This is a genomic window from Kitasatospora sp. CB02891, assembly GCF_002803145.1.
Lineage (GTDB): Bacteria > Actinomycetota > Actinomycetes > Streptomycetales > Streptomycetaceae > Kitasatospora > Kitasatospora griseola.
Genome location: NZ_NNBO01000009.1, coordinates 185,911 through 207,695, shown reverse-complemented (window position 1 = coordinate 207,695; position 21,785 = coordinate 185,911). Strand labels below are relative to the sequence as shown.

Here is a 21,785-nt window from a genome sequence, read left to right as displayed (position 1 = left end):
CCCACCTCACCGAGCAGGAGGAAGCTCCTCGCAACCGACTCGACGTGGAGGAATGCACCGATGACCGCCGACGCCGCTGTTGAACTGACGCCCGAGGAGCTGCAGGCCGGACTGACGGCCGAGCAGCTGCGCACTCTGGTGGGCCTGGTCGAGTACGACGCCTCGACCGACCCGTTCCCGGTGACCGCTCAGGACGCCGTCGTCTTCGTGGTCGGCAACGCGACCCAGACGGCGCAGTTCTACCAGGCCGTGTTCGGCATGGAGCTGGTCGCCTACTCCGGTCCGGAGACCGGCCGCCGCGACCGCAAGGCCTTCGTGCTGCGCTCCGGCTCCTGCCGCTTCGTGATCAAGGGCGGTGTGCTGCCGGACAGCCCGCTGCTGGACCACCACCGCCGCCACGGCGACGGCGTCGTCGACCTGGCGATGGAGGTCCCGGACGTGGACAAGTGCATCGAGCACGCCCGCGCCCAGGGCGCCACGATCCTGGAGGAGCCGAACGACGTCTCCGACGAGCACGGCACCGTCCGCCGCGCCGCGATCGCCGCGTACGGCGAGACCCGGCACACCCTGATCGACCGCTCCCGCTACACCGGCCCGTACCTGCCGGGCTACATCGCCAAGGAGTCCACGGTGGTCCGCCCCGAGGGCGCGCCGAAGCGGCTGTTCCAGGCGCTGGACCACGCGGTGGGCAACGTCGAGCTCGGCAAGATGGACGAGTGGGTGTCGTTCTACAACCGGGTGATGGGCTTCGTGAACATGGCGGAGTTCGTCGGCGACGACATCGCCACCGACTACTCGGCGCTGATGTCGAAGGTGGTCGCCAGCGGCAACCACCGGGTGAAGTTCCCGCTGAACGAGCCGGCGATCGCGAAGAAGAAGTCGCAGATCGACGAGTACCTGGAGTTCTACACCGGCCCGGGCTGCCAGCACATGGCGCTGGCCACCAACGACATCCTCACCACCGTCGACGTGCTGCGTTCGCGCGGCGTCGAGTTCCTGAACACCCCGGACTCGTACTACGACGACCCGGAGCTGCGCGAGCGGATCGGCAAGGTCCGGGTCCCGATCGAGGAGCTGAAGTCGCGCGGCATCCTGGTGGACCGCGACGAGGACGGCTACCTGCTGCAGATCTTCACCAAGCCGATCGGCGACCGGCCGACCGTGTTCTACGAGTTCATCGAGCGGCATGGTTCGCTGGGCTTCGGCAAGGGCAACTTCAAGGCGCTCTTCGAGGCGATCGAGCGCGAGCAGGACCGGCGCGGCAACCTCTGACGGGCGGCAGGAACCAGGGCGACGAGGGAGAAGCGGGACGATGGCGTACTACCGGCAGCTGGGCTCGGTGCCGCCCAAGCGGCACACCCAGCACCGCACCCCCGAAGGGGGCCTCTACTACGAGGAGTTGATGGGCGAGGAGGGGTTCTTCTCGGACTCCTCGCTGCTGTACCACCGGCACATCCCGTCGGCGGTGACGGCCGCCTCGGTGTGGGAGCTGCCGGACCAGTCCACCACCGCCAACCTCCCGCTGCTCCCCCGTCACCTGAAGCTGCACGAGCTGTTCCCCGGCCAGGAGTGGAAGTCGGCGGACGTCGTCGGCGGCCGCCGGCTGGTGCTCGGCAACGCGGACGTGCGGATCTCCTACGTCGCGGCCGGCGCGCCCAGCGAGCTGTACCGCAACGGGCTGGGCGACGAGTGCGTGTACGTCGAGTCGGGCGCCGCCGTGCTGGAGACGGTCTTCGGCTCCCTGACCGTCGGCCGGGGCGACTACGTGATCATCCCCCGGGCCACCACGCACCGCTGGGTGCCGACCGGTGACGAGCCGCTGCGCGCCTACTGCATCGAGGCGAACAGCCACATCACCCCGGCCCGCCGCTACCTCTCCAAGTACGGGCAGCTGCTGGAGCACGCCCCGTACTGCGAGCGCGACCTGCGCGGCCCCGAGGGCCCGCTACTGGTCGAGGGCGGCGAGGTGGACGTGCTGGTCAAGCACCGCGGCCCGGGCGGCGTGGTCGGCACCCGCTACACCGTGCCGAACCACCCGTTCGACGTGGTGGGCTGGGACGGCTGCCTGTACCCGTACGCCTTCAACATCGCGGACTTCGAACCGATCACCGGCCGGGTGCACCAGCCGCCGCCGGCCCACCAGGTGTTCGAGGGCAACAACTTCGTGATCTGCAACTTCGTGCCGCGCAAGGTGGACTACCACCCGCTGTCGATCCCCGTCCCGTACTACCACGCGAACGTGGACAGCGACGAGGTGATGTTCTACTGCGGCGGCAACTACGAGGCCCGCAAGGGCTCCGGCATCGGACAGGGGTCGATCTCGCTGCACCCCGGCGGCCACACCCACGGCCCGCAGCCGGGCGCGTACGAGCGCTCGATCGGCGTGGAGTTCTTCGACGAGCTGGCGGTCATGGTGGACACCTTCCGCCCGCTGGAGCTCGGCGAGGCCGCCACCGCCAGCGAGGACCCGAACTACGCATGGACCTGGGCGAAGCGATGAACGTACCCGAGCTGTACCGGGGGCTGTTCGACGACGCGGCGGTCTTCCCGCCCGGCGACCTGCCGCTGGCCGAGGCCGTCCCCGCGCACCTGGCGCACCGCGCCGCACCGTACGCGACGGCGGTCGGCCCGCTGCTCGCGCCGGTCGACAAGCTGGCCGAACTCACCCTGCTGGCACCGGAGTTCCCGATCGTGGTGACGGTGCCGACCGGCCGACTGGCGGACGCCCTGAAGGCCGCGGCCGGGCTGCCGCTGGCGGGCGTCGAGTACGTGGCCGGCGAGGACGTCCGGGCGGCGGTGGCGGAGCTGGACGCGCTGCTGCCGGACGGCGTCGGTGCGGCCGTCGAGGTGCCCCGCGCGGTCTCGCCGGACGCCCTCGACGCCCTGGCCGGCACCCGTTACCGCGCCAAGTACCGCACCGGCGGCCTGAGTTTCGCGGCGTTCCCGAGCGTCGCCGAGCTCGCCGGGTTCCAGGTGGCCTGCGCCGAGCGCGAGCTGCCGTACAAGTGCACGGCGGGCCTGCACAACGCCGTCCGGCACACCGACCTGGGCACCGGCTACGAGCACCACGGCTTCCTCAACGTGCTGCTGGCCGCCGGAACTTCGGACCGGGAGCAGGCCACCGAGCTGCTCGCCGAACGCGACGGGGCCCGGCTGGCGACGGCCGTGCAGTCGCTGACGGAACACCAGATCGCGCGGATCCGTGCCGCGTTCACCGCCTTCGGCACCTGTAGCATCGCCGAGCCGTTGGAAGACCTCGCCCGACTCGGCCTCCTGGAGAACCCGTGACCACCACCTGGCTCGATCTGCCCGCGGACTCGCCGTTCGGCGTGCACAACCTCCCCTACGGCGTGTTCACCGCCGACGACCGGCCCGGCCGGCGGCGGATCGGCGTCCGGATCGGCGACCGGGTGCTGGACGCCGGCGCGGCCGCCCGGGCGGTCGGCAGCCCGTCCGAGCTGCTCGACGCCGAGACGCTCAACCCGCTGATGGCGGCGGGCCGTTCGACCTGGCGCGAGGTGCGCGCGGCGCTCAGCGAGTGGCTCACCGACGCCGCCCACCGCCCGGCCGTCGAGCCCTGCCTGCTGGAGCTGGCGGACGTCTCGCTGCACCTGCCGTTCGAGGTCGCCGACTACGTCGACTTCTACGCCTCCGAGCACCACGCCACCAACCTGGGCAAGATCTTCCGCCCGGGTTCGGAGCCGCTCACCCCGAACTGGAAGCACCTGCCGATCGGCTACCACGGCCGCTCCGGCACCATCGTGGTCTCCGGCACCCCGGTGACCCGCCCGCACGGCCAGCGCAAGGCCCCCGCGGACCCGGCGCCCTCATTCGGGCCGAGCCGCCGCCTCGACATCGAGGCCGAGGTCGCGTTCGTGGTCGGCACGCCCAGCACCATGGGCACGCCGGTGGCGCTCGCCGACTTCGCCGAGCACGTCTTCGGCGTCTGCCTGCTCAACGACTGGTCGGCGCGCGACATCCAGGCCTGGGAGTACGTGCCGCTCGGCCCGTTCCTCGGCAAGTCCTTCGCCACCTCCCTCTCCCCCTGGGTGGTGCCGCTGGAGGCCCTCCAGCACGCCCGGGTCGCCCCGCCGGCCCGCGACGTGGAGCCGCTGCCGTACCTCGACGACCGGGACGCCGAGCCCTGGGGCCTGGACCTGGCGATCGAGGTCGCGCTCAACGGCCGCACCGTCTCCCGCCCGCCGTTCGCCACCATGTACTGGACCGCCGCCCAGCAGCTGGCCCACCTCACCGCGAACGGCGCCAGCCTGCGCACCGGCGACCTGTACGCCTCCGGCACGGTCTCCGGCCCCGAGCCGGACACCCGCGGTGCGCTCATCGAACTGACCTGGAACGGCGAGCACCCGCTGAAGTTCCCCGACGGCACCGAGCGCACCTTCCTGGAGGACGGCGACGAGGTGTCCATCAGCGCCACCGCCCCCGGCCCGGGGGGGCTGCGGGTCGGCTTCGGCGAGGTCACCGGGCAGATCGTCGGCTGATCTGTCCCTCCGTGGGCTGCGGGTGCGTCAATCACGCACCCGCAGCTCGCCGCTGTTCGGGTGAGATTGCGGGACGTCGAACCCGTCCCCCGCTAGAAGTTGACGCGACATCACGCGGCCCGGCTCCCCGAGCCGGCCGCGACCGTTCGCAGACGACTCGCTGCCGGAGGACCCGATGATGAAGCTGCGCACCCTGGTCTGCGGAGCCGCGCTCGCAGCCGCCAACCTGCTGATGCCCGCCGCCCCGCAGGCCCAGGCGTTCCCGTCCGCCCCGCACCCCGTGAAGCTCTGCGGCTTCGCCTCGCAGCCGGTCGCCCCCACCGGGCCGGTGCTGCTCACCACCCCGCTGCACCCCTGCTGACCCTGCGCCCCCGGCCGCCCCACCGGCCCGGTACCGTGCACGGGAAGATCGTCGTACTTTCCGGACGGGAGCGGAGACAGTCATGGTGATGGACACCCCGCAGGACGTGCTGATCGACCGGGTCGGCCGCACCGGCCGGATCACCCTCAACCGCCCGCGCGCCCTCAACTCCCTGACCCACGGCATGCTGGAGACCGTCCGCGCCGCCCTGGACGCCTGGGCCTCGGACGACCGGATCTCCGCCGTCCTGCTCACCGGCGCGGGCGAGCGCGGACTGTGCGCCGGGGCCGACATCCGCGCCATCCACGACGACGCCAAGCTCGGCGGCGCCGGCGGCCGGGCGTTCTTCCGCGTCGAGTACCCCCTCAACGAGCTGATCTCCCGCTACCCCAAGCCGTACCTCGCGCTGATGGACGGCATCACCATGGGCGGCGGCGTCGGCCTCTCCGCGCACGCCGCGACCCGGATCGTCACCGAACGCTCCACCGTCGCCATGCCCGAGACCCGGATCGGCCTGGTCCCCGACGTCGGCGGCAGCCGCCTGCTCGCCCTCGCCCCCGGCGAGCTCGGCACCCACCTCGCCCTCACCGCCGCCACCATGACCGCCGGCGACGCCCTGCACTGCGGCTTCGCCGACCACTTCGTCCCGTCGGCCGCGCTGCCCGCACTGCTCTCCTCGGACGACCCCGTCGCCGCTCTCGCCCCGCTCACCGGGACCGCCCCCGCCTCCGAACTCGCCCGGCAGCGCGAGTGGATCGATCACTGCTACGCCGCCGACAGCGTCGAGGAGATCCTGGAGCGCCTCCGGGCCACCGGCCTGCCCGAGGCCAAGGAAGCCGTCGAGCAGCTCCTCGGCAAGTCCCCCACCATGCTCAAGGTCACCCTGGCCGCGCTGCGCCGGGCCCGCACGCTGCCCTCGCTGGCCGCCACCCTGGAACAGGAGTACCGGATCTCCTGCGCCGCCCTCGCCCACCACGACCTGGTCGAAGGCATCCGCGCCCAGGTCGTCGACAAGGACCGCGACCCGCGCTGGAGCCCCGCGTCGCTTTCCGAGGTCACCGCCGCTGACGTCGCACGTTTCTTCACCACGCCCGAAGGCGGCGACCTGCGACTGCCGAGGTGACCATCGTCTCGCCTGTCGAGACTGGCATCCGGGGCGGCGTTCCGAGATCGTATCCACCGTCAGTGTTCCGCTCAGCGTGGAGAGGATTTGCGGCGATGACCGAGTACGAGACGATCCTGGTGGACCGCAAGGGCCGGGTCGGCATCATCACCCTCAACCGCCCCAAGGCGCTCAACGCGCTCAACAACCAGTTGATGACCGAGGTCGTCGCGGCCGCCAAGGCCTTCGACCGCGACCCGGAGATCGGCTCCCTCGTGATCACCGGCTCCGAGAAGGCCTTCGCCGCGGGCGCCGACATCAAGGAGATGCAGGACAACCGCTTCCCCGACGTCTACCTCGACGACTGGCTCGGTCCCTGGGACGAGCTCGGCCGCCTCCGCAAGCCCGTCGTCGCCGCCGTCGCCGGCTACGCCCTCGGCGGCGGCTGCGAGCTGGCCATGCTCTGCGACATCCTGATCGCCGCCGACACCGCGAAGTTCGGCCAGCCCGAGATCAAGCTGGGCGTCATCCCCGGCATCGGCGGCTCCCAGCGCCTCACCCGCGCCGTCGGCAAGGCCAAGGCCATGGACCTCTGCCTCACCGGCCGCATGATGGACGCCGAAGAAGCCGAGCGCGCCGGCCTGGTCTCCCGCATCGTCCCCGCCGACCAGCTCCTGACGGAGGCCCACGCCGTCGCCGAGACCGTCGCCGCGATGTCGCTGCCCGCCGCGGTGATGATGAAGGAGTCCGTCAACCGCGCCTTCGAGACCACCCTCGCCGAGGGCGTCCGCTTCGAACGCCGCCTGTTCCACGCCGCCTTCGCCACCGCGGACCAGAAGGAAGGCATGTCCGCCTTCGCCGAGAAGCGCCCGGCCTCCTTCACCAACAAGTAGCCGCCGCACCGGCACGTCGAAGCCCCGCCGGGCGGAGGCGACTTCGAGGAGTCGCCTGCCCGACGGGGCTTCGCTGCGCACCGCTCCGGCTCCGGCGGACCTGTCAGACCGCCGTGGCCCGTACGCTCACAGGATCACCTCGGGGATGCCGGTGTCCTGCCGGGGGCCGCTCAGAAGTGGATCATCCACTGGAAGGCGTTGTCCGCGCTGCTCACGTGCATGCCGCTGCGGGTGCCGTAGGCGAGCTTGTTGTTCCAGTTGTACTCCTCCACGTCGAAGGAGCCGTCGGAGTAGACCGCGTTGACGTAGGCGACGTGGCCGTAGATGACGCCGTCGCTCGCCCGGTGGACGTCGTTGACGGCGATGGCGCCGACGGACGGGGTGGTGTTGACGGTGATGCCGAGGCGACGGGCCGCGTCGTCCCACTGCGCCGCGTTGCCCCAGATGGTGCCGCCGTAGGAGTTGCTGAAGTTCGGAACACCGAGACGGCTGGCGACGCGGTAGGCCGCGAAGGCGGTGCAGTTGTTGGCGGCGAAGCCACGGGTCCCGCCGTCGAAGTCGTTGGTGGCGTTCTCGTTGCTGCCGCTGCCGCCGCCGCCGATGAACTGGTGCGAGGCGTTGTTGTTCTTCAGCGTGGAGTTGAGGTTGCCCTTGGCACCGGGGGCGAAGTCCTGGTAGGAGCCCGCGTAGCCGCTGTTGAAGTAGACGCGGACGGTCTGGCCGGAGCGGTTCCACACCGACGCGGCGTTGTTCTTGATGCAGACGCCCTGGCCGTTGCCCGCGCTCTTGAAGTCGTAGCAGGAGGGCTGGGTGGTTCCGTAGTCGCCGAGCGAGCCGGTGAAGTCGGAGATCGAGCCGGCGTTGTCGCTGTTGAAGTAGTAGCAGAACTCGCCGGAGTCGCAGGATCCGTCGCGGGACGCGGCGAAGGCGGGGGTGGCCCCGATCAGGGGAACGGCCAGGGCCAGCGTGGTGCCGGCGACGGTCAGGATGTTGCGTATCTTCTTCACTGCTGACTCTTCTCGTGGTGTGTCGTCGAACGCTGCGTGGTCGACCGGTGCGCGGTCGTGCTCGGGTGGAGCCGCGCGCGGTCAGTGGGTGCGCTGGTACTGCTCCCAGGTCTGGATGGTGATCCGCTGGCCGTCGTCGGCGCCGTGGTTGGCCAGACCGTTGAAGCCGAGGTAGTAGTCACCCACCTGGTTCTGGGCCTGGGTGGCCAGGTCGGTGTCGTTGATCGCCACGGCGTGGATGTGCCACGGCCAGTTGCCCTGGGTGGGGTTGCGGACCCAGGCGGCGAACCCGACCTGACGCAGCACCAGGGCCACGTTGTTGCGGGTGGCGCTGGTCATGCCGTCCACGTTGATGTCCACGACGCCGCCGCCGTCGTGGGTGCCCGCGGAGGTCGGGTCGCCACCCGGGTTGTACGAGCCCTGGTCCAGGGTCAGGTGGAAGCCCAGGAGGCGCTCGGCCTCGGTGAGCATGTTCTGGGTGCGGGTGTTGACGGTGTATCCGTCGCGCTGGAGCTTCGCGCCGGGACCGATCTGGTGGGTCAGGGTGTACCGGCCCTGCCCGAGCGAGGTGAGCGAGGTGGCGCCGGGCAGCCCGTTGGCGTCCAGGCCGCTGAAGCCGAGGGAGCGCTGGTAGGCGGCGTAGGCGGTGGTGGTGCTGGTGCCGAAGTACCCGTCCACCCACTGGGCGGCGAGGAAGCCGCGGGCCTGCAGGGCCTGCTCGACGGCCAGGACCGAGTCGTGGGCGCCCGGGGTCTGCGTGCTGTCGGCGCGGCGGGGGTCGATCTGGGCGGCCAGCACGGTGGCTTCCATGTCCACCACGGGCAGCACGGTGGCGGCGCTCTGCGGCGGCGAGGTGGTGGCGTGGGCCGGTGCGGCGCTCAGCACCAGGCCGCTCAGGACGGCGACGGCCGCGAGCAGCCGGGTGGCGGTGTTCCGGGTCTTGGTGGCGGTTGCCATGCGGTGTTTCCTTCTTGTTCGGTGGAGGATCGGCCCCTGTCCCGCCCGGTGCCGGCACCGGGCGGGACAGGGGTCCGACGGCCCGCGGCGCACCGCTGCCCGATCGACCCGGCCGGCGTCGGAGAATGCGCCGGGCGGTCGTCGACAGCCGCCCCGGGGCCCGGTGTTGCAGGGCTCGCCGGTGGGCGGAGCGGTCAGCAGCGGGTGTCGGTCTTCGCGACGACGTCGTAGCGCGTGTCCGGCCACGGGCCGTAGCCGTTCCAGCCCATGGCCTGGGTGCACTCCGCCAGGGTGTCGGCGCCGGAGGACCAGATCTCCACCATGTTGCTGTTGCACTGGACGTCACGGATGGTGGTGCCGGTGAGGATGGTCGTGCACGCGTTCCAGCTGCTGTGGGTGTCGCGGTAGCCCTGCCACACGTACAGGTAGGAGTAGTTCTTCCCGCAGCCCTTGTACTGCTTGACGGACGCCATGGTCTGCCCGTCGACGTTGAGGTAGGCGGTGGTGCCGATCTGGGTGACGCTGGAGCAGCTGGCCGCGAGGGAGGCGCTGGGGGCGGTGGGCGCGGTGGTGGCGTTGGCGACGCCGGGCACAGCCGCGAACATCGGCACGGCGAGGGCCGTGGCAGCAGCGATCTTGGTGAGCATGCGCATGGTGAGCAATGTCCTTTCGGAAAAGGGGGGTTGGGAGGAGGTGCCCGCCGACCGCACCCGGGGACTCCAGGGCGCGCGAACACCGGCGGACGGGTCGGGGAACCCCGTGACGACCGCCGCACCGGCCGTCGGGGCTGTCGCTCTCGGGCGCGTTGCTTCCCGAGCGGACGTCAGGTGCCTTGGCGCTCCGCGGAGTTCGGTCGGAGGCAGGCAGTCGGTGGTCGATCTCCGGGCGCGGCCGTACGCGGGCGGCCGGCCGGGCCCCGGGCCCGGCTCGCGGAGGTCTCAGGTGAGGGAGAGGCGCCAGCCGCGCAGGGCCGGCACTTGCTGCAGGGCGCGTTCGCAGACGCTGCGCAGGTTCGCGGCCGCCGCATCCGGAGAATCCGCGATGATCGCGGCGGCGATGCGGCACCGGTCGAGGTCGACGCGGGTGCGGATGTGTTCCACGCGGTCCGCGCGTCGGCAGTGGAGCCAGATCAGATCGGTGACCGCCCCAGCGGCCAGCCTCGGTGGCACCGGGTCAGAACAGGTGAGAGTCACCGCGACCAGGTGCACGGGGTCCGGTCAGCTCTGCGCGGGCGGCGCGGCAGGAGCGATGTCCCAGTCGAAGCCCGTGCTGGCGGCGGTGCGTTGGCCCCCCGAGCGGTCGGCGGAGGCGCCGGCCGATGCGCCGGAACCCAGGCCGACGGTGAATGCGAAGACCAGGCCGGTGCAAACGATCCGTATAGAGCGGGCCACGACTGTTCCCTCCTGTTTCGTAACCATGGTGCGCGCGTGGGCGGTTCGCGGAACTCGTCCCGGTCAATGCAGTGCTTTCCGCGCCGATGGGGAAGATCTTGCCTTCCGGGGCAACGCGATGTCACGACTTCAGAGGTGGCACCAAGTCACTCGGCAACTACGTGCCAGATCATTTCGTCTGCGGAAAGCATTGCATCGCCGACCGCAGCGAAGCGATGATGATGATCATCGACCCGGGGGAGGGCCGCGTGTTGCAAGCACTCGGATTGAACGCACTGACAGAGACCGTCTACAGGACCCTGCTGGCCGAGCCGGACAGAGGGGTCGAGCAGATCGCCGCCAAACTGCACCTGTCGGAAGCGGAGGTACGGGAAGCACTCGACGAACTGCTGGAACTGACGCTGCTGCGCCCCGCGAGCGACTCCCGCACCCTGCGGGCCGTCAGCCCGGAAGTCGGACTGATCAGACTGCTCGCCCACAACCAGAACCAACTGCTCCACCGCCAGCAGCAATTGGAGACCGCCCGGACCGCGATCGCGGCCCTCTCCGCCGAGTACACCGACCGGCGGCTCGACGACGAGATGGTCGTGCGGCTGGACTCCCTCGAAGCCGTCCGCGACCGCCTGGAGGAACTCGCGGCGACCGCTGCCGAGGAGTGCCTGTCGCTGATGCGCGGAGGCGCCGTCCGCCCCGACTCCATCCAGGCCGGCAAGCACCCCAACCAGATGGCGCTGGAGCGCGGAGTGGCCATCCGCAGCATCTTCCAGGAGAGCTTCCGCAACGACCCCGACACCCTGCGCTATGCCCGCTGGTTGGCCGATCTGGGCGGCTCGACCCGGACCGTGCCCATACTCCCGATGCGGCTGGTGATCGTCGACCGCAGCATCGCACTGATCCCGAGCGACCCCAGCGACGGCCGCCGCGGCGCACTGGAACTGCACGGCCCCGCCCTCGTCCAGCCGTTGTGCGCCCTGTTCGAGGAACTGTGGCGCAACGGCGCCGACTTCGGTCAGCAGCCCGCACCCCGCGACGACCAGGACCTCACCGGGTCCGAGCGCGCCCTGCTGCAACTGCTGGGCCAGGGGCACACGGACGAGTCCGCCAGCCGGAAGCTGGGCCTGTCCTTGCGGACGGTGCGTCGAATGATGAAAGACCTGATGAATCGCCTGGGCGCCGAAAGCCGCTTCCAGGCCGGGGCCCAAGCCGTCCGGAAGGATTGGCTGTGAACCCGGGAAGCCGTCCGCAATCCGCCGGCGAAATATAGATTTTCGCGGTTCGGGAAACGGAGCGGACCGGTCCGACTTCGACCGTGCCTTCCTTATTGGGCGAATTGTGATCCGTTCCGCGAAAGCGGTATCCGAAGGCCGCGGTTCCGGCGCGGGGTGAGCGGCGCGGGGATCAGTCCTGCCGGAAATCGACCACCCGGTCGGTGCGGTCGACGTCCACGTGGACCGGGCCCCCGGGTGCGGGGTAGGTGAAGCGCCGCCGGCCGCCCACGCCGCCGTGCGGGTCGAACTTCGGTTCGCCGGGGGCGACGCGGCCGGCGGCCCACTGGGCGAGGAAGCGGTCGGCGGCCTCGCGGGCCTGCTGGTCGGTGGCGGGGCCGCTCTCCGTCTCGGCGGGGAGGAAGCCGCCGTCGACCGCGCGCAGCAGGCCGGACGGCCAGTCGAGGACGAAGCCCTGGCGGTCGAGGGTGACGACCAGTTGGTTCGTCCCGGGGCCGAGCAGCTCGTGCTGCACGGCGACCACCCTCGCCCCGGGGCCGAACAGCAACTCGGCGTCACCGTAGGCGAGTTCGCGTTGCGGTCCGGTGGCCCCGGACATGCCGGTGGCGGCGGTCGGCTCCAGCACCATGAACTGCAGGGTCAGCACCGGCGCTCCGAGGGCGACGGCCATCGCGGAGCCGAACGCCAACTCCCGCCCGCCGAGCCGCATCCGCCGCCGCTGGACGAGCCGCACCGCGCAGCCGAGCACGACTCCCGCCAGCCCGCCGAGCGCGTTCGCGGCGAGGTCGCCGCCGTCGCAGGCCCGGCCGAGGAACGGCAGCAGGCCCTGGACGGTCTCGGTGACGCCGGCCAGGGCCAGGACGCCGACGGCGACCACCGCGGGGCGGCCGAAGGCGAGGACGGCGAGCAGCCCGATGGGGGCGTACATCAGCAGGTTCAGCCGGCCCGGTTCCCCGTTCAGGGTGAAGTCGAGGGCGGAGCCCCAGGCGCAGGACGAGTCCTGGGTGCCGCCGAGGCCGGTGGGGTACAGGGTGGCGGTCGACTCGCCGGCCAGGGCGACGGCGAGCAGCGCGATGGACCATCGCGGCAGGCCGCGCCGCGCGGCGAGCGCCCAGGCCCAGGCGCCGAGCGGCAGGGCCAGGACCAGGAAGGCCGGGATCAGGCCTGCGTTGCCGTTCAGGATCGCGCTGATCATCGACGCCTCGTCAGTTCCCTTCGCAGCGCCCGGGGTTTGGGCCGCCGTTCACTGGATGATACGAGCCAGTCCGGCCCGGGTGGCCGCGACGACGATGTGGTCGCCGGGGACGAGGCGGCGGGAGCGGTCGGCGAAGTTCCACTGGTAGGCGTCGGCGCGGCGGTGCAGGCGGACGGCGACGACGCGGACGCCGCCGGAGGCCTCCAGGTCGCCGGTGTTCCGGCCCTCCAGGGCGGAGCCCTCCTCCACGGTGAGTTCGGCGACCAGCAGGACGTGGCGGAACACCGAGAGGGTGCCGAGGACCTCCCGGCCCATCAGGGCGGCGGCGAAGGCGGGCGCGGCCAGGTAGGAGACCGAGCGGGAGGCGACGTTGCCGAGGGTGGCGTACACGTGGTGGGCGAAGTCGTCGTCGAACAGGCGGACCACGATGCGGACTTCGGGGCGGACGGCGCGGGCTTCGAGGGCGGCTTCCAGGTTGGCGGCGTCGTCGGAGGTGACGGCGGCGACGGCGCGGGCGTGCTTGACCCGGGCCTGCTTGAGCTGGGCCTCCAGGGGGCCTTCGCCGATCAGGACGGGGATGCCGAGGGCGCGGGCGGCGGCGATGCCGCGGGCGTTCGGGTCGCGTTCCAGGCAGACCACGGGCAGGCCGGTGCCGTGGACCAGGGTGGCGACCCGGGTGCCGACGTTGCCCAGGCCGACCACGATGACGTGGTCGCGGGTGCGGGAGCCGGGCGGGCGGGGCAGGCCGCGGCGGCCGCTGGCGAGGGCCTCGACCGCGATGGCGGTGACCAGTGGCACGAAGGTGATGCCGCAGAAGGTGATCAGCACCTGGGCGGCCCGGGCCCACGGGTCGCCGAGCGCCTGGTCGGTGGGCAGGTCGGGCTGGGCGGCGCCGGCCGCGTCCAACAGGGTGGAGTAGAGCGTCCAGCCGAGGCCGGGCGGGTGCTGGGTGCGGTAGTAGAGCACGGCGGCGCCGACCACGATCGCGGCGAACGCGGTGATCAGGATGACCCGCAGCCGGGTGTTGGTGAAGTACTTGAGGCTGTCCAGCAGCCACCACTTGACCCTCTTGCCGAGCGGCTGGCGGAGGGCCGGTTCGGCGTCGAGGGGCTGCAGGGCGGCCAGGCCGCCGGGTTCGCGGGCGGGGGCCACGTCGGGGCGGCCGAGTTCGATCGGGCCCTCGCCGCTGCCGAAGCGTTCGGCGATCCGGATGAAGTCGGCGGCCCGGCCGCCGGTGTCGGGCAGCAGGCGCAGCTGGGACAGGTCCTGCGGGTCGATCCGGTCGGCGACCAGGCACAGCTGGTTGCTGTGGATGTCCTCGTCGTAGGCGACGTACAGGTGGCGTCCGCCGACCTCGACGGAGTGCGGGCGGCCGAGGGCGCCGTTGGCGAAGGCGGGCGCGGCGGTCGCGGAGGCGGACAGCGCCGCGCAGTTGGGGAGCAGCTTCTCCAGGTGCTCGCCGAGCCGCTGGTTGAAGATCCGCAGCACGATCCGCACCCCGTGGTTGCGGTTCTCGGCGGCCAGCGCGGCGTGGATGTTCTCCTGGTCGGTGCCGTCCATCAGCGCGATGCCGCGGGCCCGGTCGACGCCGGCCGCCTCGAGCGCCTCGCCGGTCAGCGTGGAGTACTCCAGCACGGCCGCGACACCGGGCAACTGTGCGATGGCGGGCCCGTGTTCGCGCGAGCGGTCGGGCACCACGGCGACTACCGGCACCTCGTACTGCTCGGTGAGTTCGAGGACCAGCCGGTGCGCGAGCGAGTTGCCGCCGCAGACGATGTAGTGGCCCTCGATCGACCCCGCTCCGCCGCTGCTCGGCCCGGCCCCGCCGCTGTCCGCTCCGGCCCCGCTGCTGCCCGGTCCGGCCCCACTGGTGCGTGTGTCCCCCGCGTCGGCGGCGTCCTGTGGGCTCCCCCGCCCCTGATCCGTCATAGCGTCAGATGGTAGACGCCCCGTCAGGACCCCCGGGTGAACGGACGGTATCGGATCCGCACGCGGGGGACTGCCCCGTTCGGCGGATTCCGCCGCGCCCGGGGGTGGGGCGGGAGTCGAGGGTGGTGGGTGAAATCCGTGTTCCGCAGCGGCACCTCGGAGGAGCCATGGCAGACCCTTATCGGACCGACGACCGCCCCGGGACGGTCGGACCGTTCCAGCAACTGGCGCGGATGGCCTGGCAGGCGGTGCTGACGGGGGGTCTGATCTCGCTGGCGCTGGGCATCGTGATCCTGGTCTGGCCGAAGCAGACGCTGTGGGTGGTCGGGGTGCTGTTCGGCGTGTACCTGGTGGTGATCGGCATCGTGCAGCTGGTCGCCGCGTTCGGCACGCACGTCTCGACGGCGCTGCGGGTGCTGGCGTTCGTCAGCGGCGCGATCTGCGTGCTGCTGGGGTTGCTGTGCTTCCGCTCGGCCGCCCAGTCGATCCTGCTGCTGGCGCTGTGGATCGGCATCGGGTGGCTGTTCCGCGGCATCACCCACCTCGCCGCGGTGGCCTCCGACCCGCTGATGCCGGCCCGCGGCTGGCAGGGCTTCATCGGCACGCTGTACCTGCTGGCGGGCATCCTGCTGATGGTCTTCCCCGCCCACTCGATCACCGCGCTGGCGATCCTGGCGGCCGTCTCGCTGCTGGTGCTCGGCCTGACCGAGATCGTCGCGGCCCTGCAGATCCGGCGCGGCGCGAAGCTGTACCCGCGCGAGCTCTGACACCCCGCGGGGCCCGCCCGGAGACGCTCCGGGCGGGCCCGCTGTCGGCTGCCGGCTACCGGCTACCGGCTACCGGCTACCGGCTACCGGCTACCGGCTACCGGCTACCGGCTACCGGCTACCGGCTACCGGGCGAGGGTGGGCCGCTCCGGGGCCAGCGAGTTGCCGGCCGGGATGCGGCCGCAGTCGCTGGGCGCGCTCTTCCCGGCGAACCGGTCGTTCAGGTAGGCGACCGCGGTGGGCGCCCAGGGGACGGCGGCACCGAGGTGGCTGAGCAGGTCGTACTGCTGGTAGGCGATCCGGCCGTTGCCGGTGGCGCAGTACTGCCGGGCCAGCGCGCGGACGTCGCCGGCCACCATCACGCCGTCCCCGGTGCCGATGCCGGGCAGGTTGCTGTACGTGCCCTCCAGCACGCCGGCGTTGCCCTGGGCGAGGTAGCCGGGGACGGTGGGGGTGGCGGCCGAACCGAGGTTGACCTTGTTGACGGCGGCCAGGAACGGGGGGACGGAGTTCGGGTCGCCGTACTCCGGCCTGGCGAGCTTCTTCCAGGTCAGCCCGGGGTACTGGCCGAGCGCGTTGACGATCGAGGCGTTCTGCATCTTCGCGTACACCTGCTTGCCGTAGTCGCTCAGGTACGGCGTCAGGTCGAGGTCGTAGGCGCGGGCCACGCCGATGATCGCCATCGGGATGACGCCCGGCCAGACCACCCCGCCGTCCACGTACTTGAGGTTGTGGGCGGGGTCGACCAGCAAGCCGCCCTCGGCGAAGCCGACCAGGCGGCGGTTGACGTCCGGCGCGTAGCCGGGGGCGAGGGCGGCGGCCCAGTTGGTGGCGATCGCGCCGCCGGAGTAGCCGAGCAGGCCGAACCGGGTGTTCGCGTCCATGCCGGTCGCCCCGGAGGCGGAGGCGGCGCGGATCGAGTCCAGCGTGGTGGTGCCGTACTCGGGCCCGGCGGCGAAGTCGGCGCTCTGGCCCTCGGTGTCGGGGATCACCACGTCGTAGCCCTGGAGCAGGAACGGCACCACGAACAGCGCCTCCGCGTTGGGGATCGCCCCGCCCAGCGTGAGGCCGCCGGCGATCGCCCGGGACGGGCCGTCGGCCGGGTTCAGCGAGTCGTAGAACGACTGGTACGACACCGCCCTCGACCCGTCGCTGCCCAGGCCCCGCACCACCGTGGTCACCCCGGCGGACGGGCGGCCCTGCGCGTCGGTGGTGCGGAACAGCAGCTGCACGGCCTGCACCGGGGTCGGAATGCCCAACAGGTGGTACGCCAGGGTGCGGGTCTTCAGCACGGTGCCGGGGGCCAGCGAGGACAGCGGGGTGCTGCCGTCGTAGGCGTAGAACCCGTCGGTGGCCGCCGCGGCGGGGGCCGCGACGGCGGTGACGGTGGGGGCCGCGGTGGCGAGAGCGGCGGCGGCGAGGGCGGTGGCGATCGTCCGGGCGACGGCTCGGTACATGGCTCTCCCGTTTCTGACGGTGTCCGACTTGGGGGCCGGAGGCGCGACCTGGTGGGGGCGAGTGGGGGGATCGCGCGAGTTACCTACGGGTAGGTAACCTCCGGGGAAACCATCATGAACGCGTCGCCCCGCCACGTCGCCGGGCCGCTGCACAGAGATTCGCGAGGTGGATTGTGACCGCACCCAACGTCCGACTCTCCGCCCCCGAACCAGAGTTCGGCGGCACCCCGGCCCACCTGCGGCTGCTCGCCCTGACCCCCGGGCTCGCCGTCGAAGTGATGACCCGGCTGCTGGACCGCCTCCCCGCCTACCACGCACTGCCGCCCGAACAGCTCCGCGGCGAGATCACCCGTCAGGTCGAGCGCGGCATCCGGGCGTTCGTCGACGTCCTGCGCACCGGGCAGCTGCCCGGCGAGGACGAACTCGACCGGATCCGCGAGTCGTCCGCACGACGGGCCGACGAAGGCGTCCCGCTGGAATCCGTGGTCGGCGCCTACCACCTCGGCGCGCAACTGTGCGCCGCCCGCCTGCTCGCCGAGGCCTCCCCCACCGACCTGCCCGACATCGCCACCGCGCAGGACCGCCTGCTCGGCTGGCTACGGGCCGTCAGCTGCGCCGTCGCCACCGGCTACGTCCAGGAGCGGCAGGCCGCGCTCGGCGACGAACAGGTCGCCCGGCAGGCCCTGCTGTCCCGCCTGCTGGAGGGCGGCGACCCGCGCACCGCCGCCGACCGGGCCGGCATCCGGCTGCCCGCCCGCTACGTCGTGCTCTCGCTCGCGATCGGCCCGCACCCCGACGAGACCCGCCCCGGCGTCAACCGCTCGGTCGTCGCCCGACGAAAGCTCCGCCGCCTGCGCGCCGAGCTGGAGCGCCGCCACCCGGACGGCGTCCCGCTGGCCGCGCTGGCCGACGACGGGGGGACGATCCTGCTGCCCTCCGGCACCTTCGAACGGGACGTGCTCACCGCGCTGGTCGAGCGCCTGGCCAGGGCGTGCGGCGCGCCGCTGGTCGTCGGCGCGACCACCGCTGCGCCCTCGGCGGTGGCCGACGCCGTCCAACTGGCCACCGAGGTCCGGCAGATCGCCGACGCGACCGGCCGCGGGCCCGGGCTCCACCTGCTCGACGACGTCCTGCTCGCCCACCAGCTCAGCCGCCCCGGGCCGGCCCGCGACGCACTCGCCGCGATCCTCGCGCCCCTCACCGACCGCCCCGAACTCCTCGAAACCCTCCGCACCTTCCTCAGCTGCGGCCTCGACCGCCGCCGCACCGCCGCCCGCCTCCTGGTCCACCCCAACACCGTCGACTACCGCCTCCGCCGCACCGCCGCCCTCACCGGCCTCGACACCGTCCGCGGCCCCGACCTCCTCACCCTCCACGCCGCCCTCACCGCCCACGAGACGAGCACCGCGCACGCCACGAGCCGGAAGGACCACGACGAGGGGAGGCGGTGACGGCGCCGCAAGCAAGGCGTAGAACACCGAGAGGCGTCAGGCAGCCGCGGTCACTCCGGCCACGGCGAGCAGCAGGACCGCCGAGATCGCGGACAGGCGGCGGGCCGCGGTGGGGGTGATGGTGAGGCGGGCGGTGACGAGCACCGCGCACGCCACGAGCCGGAAGGACCACGACGAGGGGAGGCGGTGACGGCGCCGCAAGCAAGGCGCAGAACACCGAGAGGCGTCAGGCGGCCGCGGTCACTCCGGCCACGGCGAGCAGCAGGACCGCGGAGATCGCGGACAGGCGGCGGGCCGCGGTGGGGGTGGTGGTGAGGCGGGTGGCGAGGCGGGCGGTGGTGAGGGCCACGGCGGTGTAGATGGTGGCGCAGCACAGGACGTTGACGGCGCCGAGGGCGGTGACCTGGGCGGCGACGGGGAGGGTGGTGCCGGGGGTGACGAACTGGGGGACGAGGGAGAGGTAGAGGAGCAGGCCCTTGGGGTTGAGCAGGGCGGTGAGCAGGGACTGGCGCAGGACCACGGAGGTGGGCTGCGGGCGGGCCGCGGTGAGGGCGTCGGCGGGGCCGCCGCGGCGCAGGGTGAGCAGCATGGTGACGGCCAGGAAGGCCAGGTAGCCCGCGCCGGCCAGGCGCAGCGCGGGGAGCAGGGCGGGCAGCGCCCGCAGCGCGGCGGCGAGGCCCGCGGCGGAGAGCAGGGTGTGCACGGCGTAGCCGGCGCAGACGCCGGCGACGGCGGTGAGGGCGGCGGTTCGGCCCTGGCCGAGGCCTCGGGCGGCGATGTAGAGCCAGTCCGGTCCGGGGGTGCAGACCAGCAGCAGGTCCACGCCGAGGAAGAGCAACAGGGCGTGCGGGTCCATGGCACCTTCGGTTTCGGGTTCGAGGGGGGTCGGGGCGACGTCCTGGACGCTATCCGTCCGGCGCTGGCAGCCGATGTCCCGTTTTCGCTGGTCAGCCCCCTCGTGGGGCAGAATGTTGCGCCATGGACCGCCTCGACCGCAGAATCCTCCACGAGCTCCAGCAGGACGGCCGGCTCACCAACGCCGAACTCGCCGACCGGGTGGGGCTGACGCCGTCGCCGTGTCTGCGCCGGGTGCGTCAGCTGGAGCAGCAGGGCGTGATCCGCGGGTACCGCGCGCAGCTCGATCCGGTGGCGGTCGAACGCGGGTTCCAGCCGTTCGTGACGGTGGTGATGCGGCACGAGGACCGGTCGACCGTCGCCGAGTTCGAGCGTCGGGTCGCGGAGCTGCCGGAGGTGGTGGAGGCGCACCGGCTGTTCGGCGACCCGGACTACCTGCTGCGGGTCGCGGTCGCGGACCTGGCCGCGTACGAGCGCTTCGTCACCGATGTGCTGTCCGGGCTGCCGGGCATCGCGCAGGTGCACTCGCACCTGACGATGAAGCAGGTGAAGGCCGACGCGGGCATCCCGGTGCAGCGCGGCTGACGGGGGTCAGTCGCCGGGGAGCTGGTCCATCCGGCGCAGCGAGTGGTAGTGCGCCACGGTCGGCGGGTGTTCGAGTTCGTGGAGTTCGCCCTCGGACCAGACCGGGCGGATCTTCCACATCGGGCCGGCGTAGGCGCGCAGGGCCTCCTCGTCGCGCCAGCGGGTGATCATCTGGACCCGGTGGTCGCCGTCGGCCAGGGCCCGCAGGAGTTCGCCGCCGAGGAAGCCGTCCCATTGGTCGAATTCGGGCAGGACGATCGAGGCGAGCCGGGCGCAGAAGTCCTCGACCCGGAGTGGGGAGACCTGGGCCTCCCAGATTCGAATGATCATCTCGGCCTCCTCGACTGAACCCGGCCTTTCTGACCATTATCGGACCTGACCGTGTTCCGACAGCTCGGCCCGGTCCGGGGCCGCCCGCACCCGCCGGGATCCGTTCGGACCGCCGCCGATTGCCGCCGGTGCGGTGCGGGCCAAGACTCGGCGGTGGACCCGTACGGCGAGAGGAGCCCGACATGGCGGTCTGCGTGGTGTGCCAGAACGACTACTGGCTTTCCTTCGAGGTCAAGACGATCACCGGAGACACCTACGTCTTCGACAGTTTCGAGTGCGCGATGGAGAAGCTGGCGCCGCGCTGCGAGCAGTGCACGGTACGGATCGTCGGCCACGGCGTCGAGGTCGCCGGCCGGTTCTTCTGCGGCGCGCACTGCGCCCGGACGAACAGCGTGCTCGGCGCCGAGGTCCGCGACGCGGTGGGCGCCCACCCGTCCTGACCTGCGACGTCCGAGCACGGAGGGGCGGCCGCCCCCGAGGCGGTCGCCCCTCCGTGCTGTCCCGGGAGCGGCTCAGAAGGTGAACCGCAGCGCGCGCACCCGGTGGTCGAAGGACGACGGGACGAGTTCCGGCTCGGCGGTGGAGCGGATCTCCGGCAGCCGGGTGAGCAGTTCGCGCAGCATGGTGCGCATCTCCTGGCGGGCCAGGTGCGCGCCCAGGCAGAAGTGCGGGCCGCCGCCGCCGAAACCCAGGTGCGGGTTGGGCGAGCGGGTGATGTCGAAGGCCTCCGCACGGTCGAACACCGCCTCGTCGCGGTTGGCGGAGCCGTAGAACAGCACCACCTTGTCGCCGGCCGCGAGCCGGATCCCGGACAGCTTGTGGTCGACGGCGACGGTGCGGCGGAACTGCACGATCGGCGTCGAGTGGCGGACGATCTCCTCCACCGCGCCGCCCAGGTGCGCGTCCGGGTCGCCGAGCAGCAGCGCCCGCTGCTCGGGGTGGACGGTCAGCAGGTGCAGGCCGTGGGCGAGGGCGTTGCGGGTGGTCTCGACGCCGGCGACCAGCAGCAGGGAGAAGAACGCGCCCAGTTCGCGGGAGCCCAGCCGGCGGCCGTCCACGTCGGCGGTGACCAGGGCGGAGATCAGGTCGCCGGTCGGGCGGCGGCGGCGCTCCCGGCCCAGCGCGGCCACCGTCAGGTGCATCGCTGCCAGCGCGTGCAGCCCGCGGCCGGGCACCCGCAGCCCGCGCCGGGTGACGCCCGCCGACGCGGACGCCCGGTTAATCCGGGCCAGGATGCTGCGGCGCTGCTCCTCGGGGATGCCCATCATCGAGCAGATCACCTGGTACGGGAGCTCCCCGGCGACGGCGGCGACGAAGTCGGTGGGGCGTTCGCGCTCCAGCCGGTCCACCAGGCGGGCGGCCGTGCGCGCGATGTCCTGCTCGACCTCGGCGAGCAGCCGGGGCGTGAACGCCCGGCCGACCACCCGGCGCAGGTCGGCGTGCCGGGGGTCGTCCAGGTTGACCATCGAGTCGCCGAACACCGCCCGCACCCAGCGGGCGGGCTCCGGCGAGGTCACCCCCGGCCCGGAGAGGTACACCTCGGGCGACCGGCTGGCGGTCATCACGTCGGCGTGCCGGACCAGCGCCCAGCACCGCCGCCCCGTCGCCCGGTCGGTGAAGGCCACCGGCCCCGGGCGTTCCCGCAGCCGGGCGAACGCCTCGGCGCGCAGCTTCTCGGGGAGCCGCCAGAACGCGGGGTCGCCGAGGTCAATGCCGCGCGGGGCGGCGTCCACGGATACGGGCATGGGGACGTTATCGCGCAGTCGGTGACTCTGCGTCA

At 72.4% G+C, this 21,785-nt stretch carries 23 protein-coding genes; 12 read left to right on the top strand and 11 right to left on the bottom strand.

Annotation, left to right across the window (positions count from 1 at the left end; genetic code table 11):
* Positions 1–60: 60 nt before the first annotated feature.
* The 7 genes from hppD (at position 61) to CG736_RS21245 (ending at position 6,855) form a co-directional block, all read left to right on the top strand.
* The gene (gene hppD / locus CG736_RS21275; protein WP_100587780.1) at positions 61–1,272 is read left to right on the top strand and encodes a 4-hydroxyphenylpyruvate dioxygenase; all 1,212 of its coding nucleotides are present in this window, start codon (positions 61–63) and stop codon (positions 1,270–1,272) included.
* A 40-nt stretch (positions 1,273–1,312) separates the two neighbouring features.
* A complete protein-coding gene (locus CG736_RS21270; protein WP_043911007.1) occupies positions 1,313–2,500 on the top strand; it encodes a homogentisate 1,2-dioxygenase in 1,188 nt (395 codons plus the stop codon).
* Positions 2,479–3,288: a hypothetical protein gene (locus tag CG736_RS21265; protein ID WP_232734100.1), complete on the top strand. Its 810-nt coding sequence runs from the start codon at positions 2,479–2,481 to the stop codon at positions 3,286–3,288. The genes CG736_RS21270 and CG736_RS21265 overlap by 22 nt, the downstream gene beginning before the upstream one ends.
* Positions 3,285–4,499, top strand: a complete 1,215-nt coding sequence (gene fahA / locus CG736_RS21260) for a fumarylacetoacetase (protein ID WP_100587779.1) — start codon at positions 3,285–3,287, stop codon at positions 4,497–4,499. Before CG736_RS21265 ends, fahA begins: the two co-directional genes overlap by 4 nt.
* A gap of 178 nt (positions 4,500–4,677) precedes the next feature.
* Positions 4,678–4,860 (top strand): hypothetical protein, encoded by a 183-nt coding sequence (locus CG736_RS21255; RefSeq protein WP_152644992.1) that lies wholly within the window; start codon positions 4,678–4,680, stop codon positions 4,858–4,860.
* An 88-nt stretch (positions 4,861–4,948) separates the two neighbouring features.
* Positions 4,949–5,983 carry an enoyl-CoA hydratase/isomerase family protein gene (locus CG736_RS21250; protein WP_100587901.1) on the top strand — a complete coding sequence of 345 codons (1,035 nt, stop codon included), beginning with the start codon at positions 4,949–4,951 and terminating at the stop codon, positions 5,981–5,983.
* Positions 5,984–6,078: 95 nt separating this feature from the next.
* Positions 6,079–6,855 (top strand): enoyl-CoA hydratase, encoded by a 777-nt coding sequence (locus CG736_RS21245; protein ID WP_100587778.1) that lies wholly within the window; start codon positions 6,079–6,081, stop codon positions 6,853–6,855.
* A gap of 170 nt (positions 6,856–7,025) precedes the next feature.
* On the opposite strand, the gene CG736_RS36405 is transcribed toward CG736_RS21245, so the two are convergent.
* The 5 genes from CG736_RS36405 to CG736_RS36395 form a co-directional block, all read right to left on the bottom strand.
* Positions 7,026–7,862 (bottom strand): CHAP domain-containing protein, encoded by an 837-nt coding sequence (locus CG736_RS36405; protein ID WP_157815683.1) that lies wholly within the window; start codon positions 7,860–7,862, stop codon positions 7,026–7,028.
* A gap of 81 nt (positions 7,863–7,943) precedes the next feature.
* Positions 7,944–8,819 (bottom strand): peptidoglycan-binding protein, encoded by an 876-nt coding sequence (locus CG736_RS21235; protein WP_100587777.1) that lies wholly within the window; start codon positions 8,817–8,819, stop codon positions 7,944–7,946.
* A gap of 194 nt (positions 8,820–9,013) precedes the next feature.
* Entirely contained in the window at positions 9,014–9,472 is a 459-nt protein-coding gene (locus CG736_RS21230) for a hypothetical protein (RefSeq protein WP_100587776.1), read from the bottom strand.
* A gap of 285 nt (positions 9,473–9,757) precedes the next feature.
* On the bottom strand, positions 9,758–9,919 hold the full coding sequence (locus CG736_RS36400; protein WP_157815682.1) for a hypothetical protein: 162 nt from the start codon (positions 9,917–9,919) through the stop codon (positions 9,758–9,760).
* Positions 9,920–10,036: 117 nt separating this feature from the next.
* A complete protein-coding gene (locus tag CG736_RS36395; protein ID WP_157815681.1) occupies positions 10,037–10,210 on the bottom strand; it encodes a hypothetical protein in 174 nt (57 codons plus the stop codon).
* 86 nt (positions 10,211–10,296) lie between these two features.
* Between CG736_RS36395 and CG736_RS21225 the strand changes: the two genes are divergently transcribed.
* Positions 10,297–11,436: a helix-turn-helix transcriptional regulator gene (locus CG736_RS21225; RefSeq protein WP_232734099.1), complete on the top strand. Its 1,140-nt coding sequence runs from the start codon at positions 10,297–10,299 to the stop codon at positions 11,434–11,436.
* Positions 11,437–11,608: 172 nt separating this feature from the next.
* Here CG736_RS21225 and CG736_RS21220 read toward each other — a convergent pair whose 3' ends face one another.
* A complete protein-coding gene (locus CG736_RS21220; protein WP_100587775.1) occupies positions 11,609–12,631 on the bottom strand; it encodes a VanZ family protein in 1,023 nt (340 codons plus the stop codon).
* A gap of 48 nt (positions 12,632–12,679) precedes the next feature.
* A complete protein-coding gene (locus CG736_RS21215; protein WP_100587774.1) occupies positions 12,680–14,560 on the bottom strand; it encodes an NAD(P)-binding protein in 1,881 nt (626 codons plus the stop codon).
* A gap of 167 nt (positions 14,561–14,727) precedes the next feature.
* Between CG736_RS21215 and CG736_RS21210 the strand changes: the two genes are divergently transcribed.
* Complete coding sequence (locus CG736_RS21210; protein WP_100587773.1) at positions 14,728–15,327, top strand: HdeD family acid-resistance protein; 600 nt, start codon at positions 14,728–14,730, stop codon at positions 15,325–15,327.
* Between the two features lie 125 nt (positions 15,328–15,452).
* Here CG736_RS21210 and CG736_RS21205 read toward each other — a convergent pair whose 3' ends face one another.
* Positions 15,453–16,784 (bottom strand): lipase family protein, encoded by a 1,332-nt coding sequence (locus CG736_RS21205; RefSeq protein ID WP_100587772.1) that lies wholly within the window; start codon positions 16,782–16,784, stop codon positions 15,453–15,455.
* 173 nt (positions 16,785–16,957) lie between these two features.
* On the opposite strand from CG736_RS21205, the gene CG736_RS21200 reads away from it, so the two are divergent.
* Positions 16,958–18,235 (top strand): CdaR family transcriptional regulator, encoded by a 1,278-nt coding sequence (locus tag CG736_RS21200; protein ID WP_232734098.1) that lies wholly within the window; start codon positions 16,958–16,960, stop codon positions 18,233–18,235.
* A gap of 226 nt (positions 18,236–18,461) precedes the next feature.
* Here CG736_RS21200 and CG736_RS21195 read toward each other — a convergent pair whose 3' ends face one another.
* Positions 18,462–19,091, bottom strand: coding sequence for a LysE family translocator (locus tag CG736_RS21195; protein WP_100587770.1), 630 nt, complete (start codon positions 19,089–19,091; stop codon positions 18,462–18,464).
* Positions 19,092–19,213: 122 nt separating this feature from the next.
* On the opposite strand from CG736_RS21195, the gene CG736_RS21190 reads away from it, so the two are divergent.
* Positions 19,214–19,675 (top strand): Lrp/AsnC family transcriptional regulator, encoded by a 462-nt coding sequence (locus CG736_RS21190; RefSeq protein ID WP_043910985.1) that lies wholly within the window; start codon positions 19,214–19,216, stop codon positions 19,673–19,675.
* A gap of 6 nt (positions 19,676–19,681) precedes the next feature.
* Here CG736_RS21190 and CG736_RS21185 read toward each other — a convergent pair whose 3' ends face one another.
* Entirely contained in the window at positions 19,682–20,005 is a 324-nt protein-coding gene (locus CG736_RS21185) for an antibiotic biosynthesis monooxygenase (protein ID WP_100587769.1), read from the bottom strand.
* Between the two features lie 182 nt (positions 20,006–20,187).
* Between CG736_RS21185 and CG736_RS21180 the strand changes: the two genes are divergently transcribed.
* A complete protein-coding gene (locus tag CG736_RS21180) occupies positions 20,188–20,445 on the top strand; it encodes a hypothetical protein (protein WP_043910983.1) in 258 nt (85 codons plus the stop codon).
* 72 nt (positions 20,446–20,517) lie between these two features.
* On the opposite strand, the gene CG736_RS21175 is transcribed toward CG736_RS21180, so the two are convergent.
* A complete protein-coding gene (locus CG736_RS21175; RefSeq protein WP_100587768.1) occupies positions 20,518–21,750 on the bottom strand; it encodes a cytochrome P450 in 1,233 nt (410 codons plus the stop codon).
* Positions 21,751–21,785 lie beyond the last annotated feature (35 nt).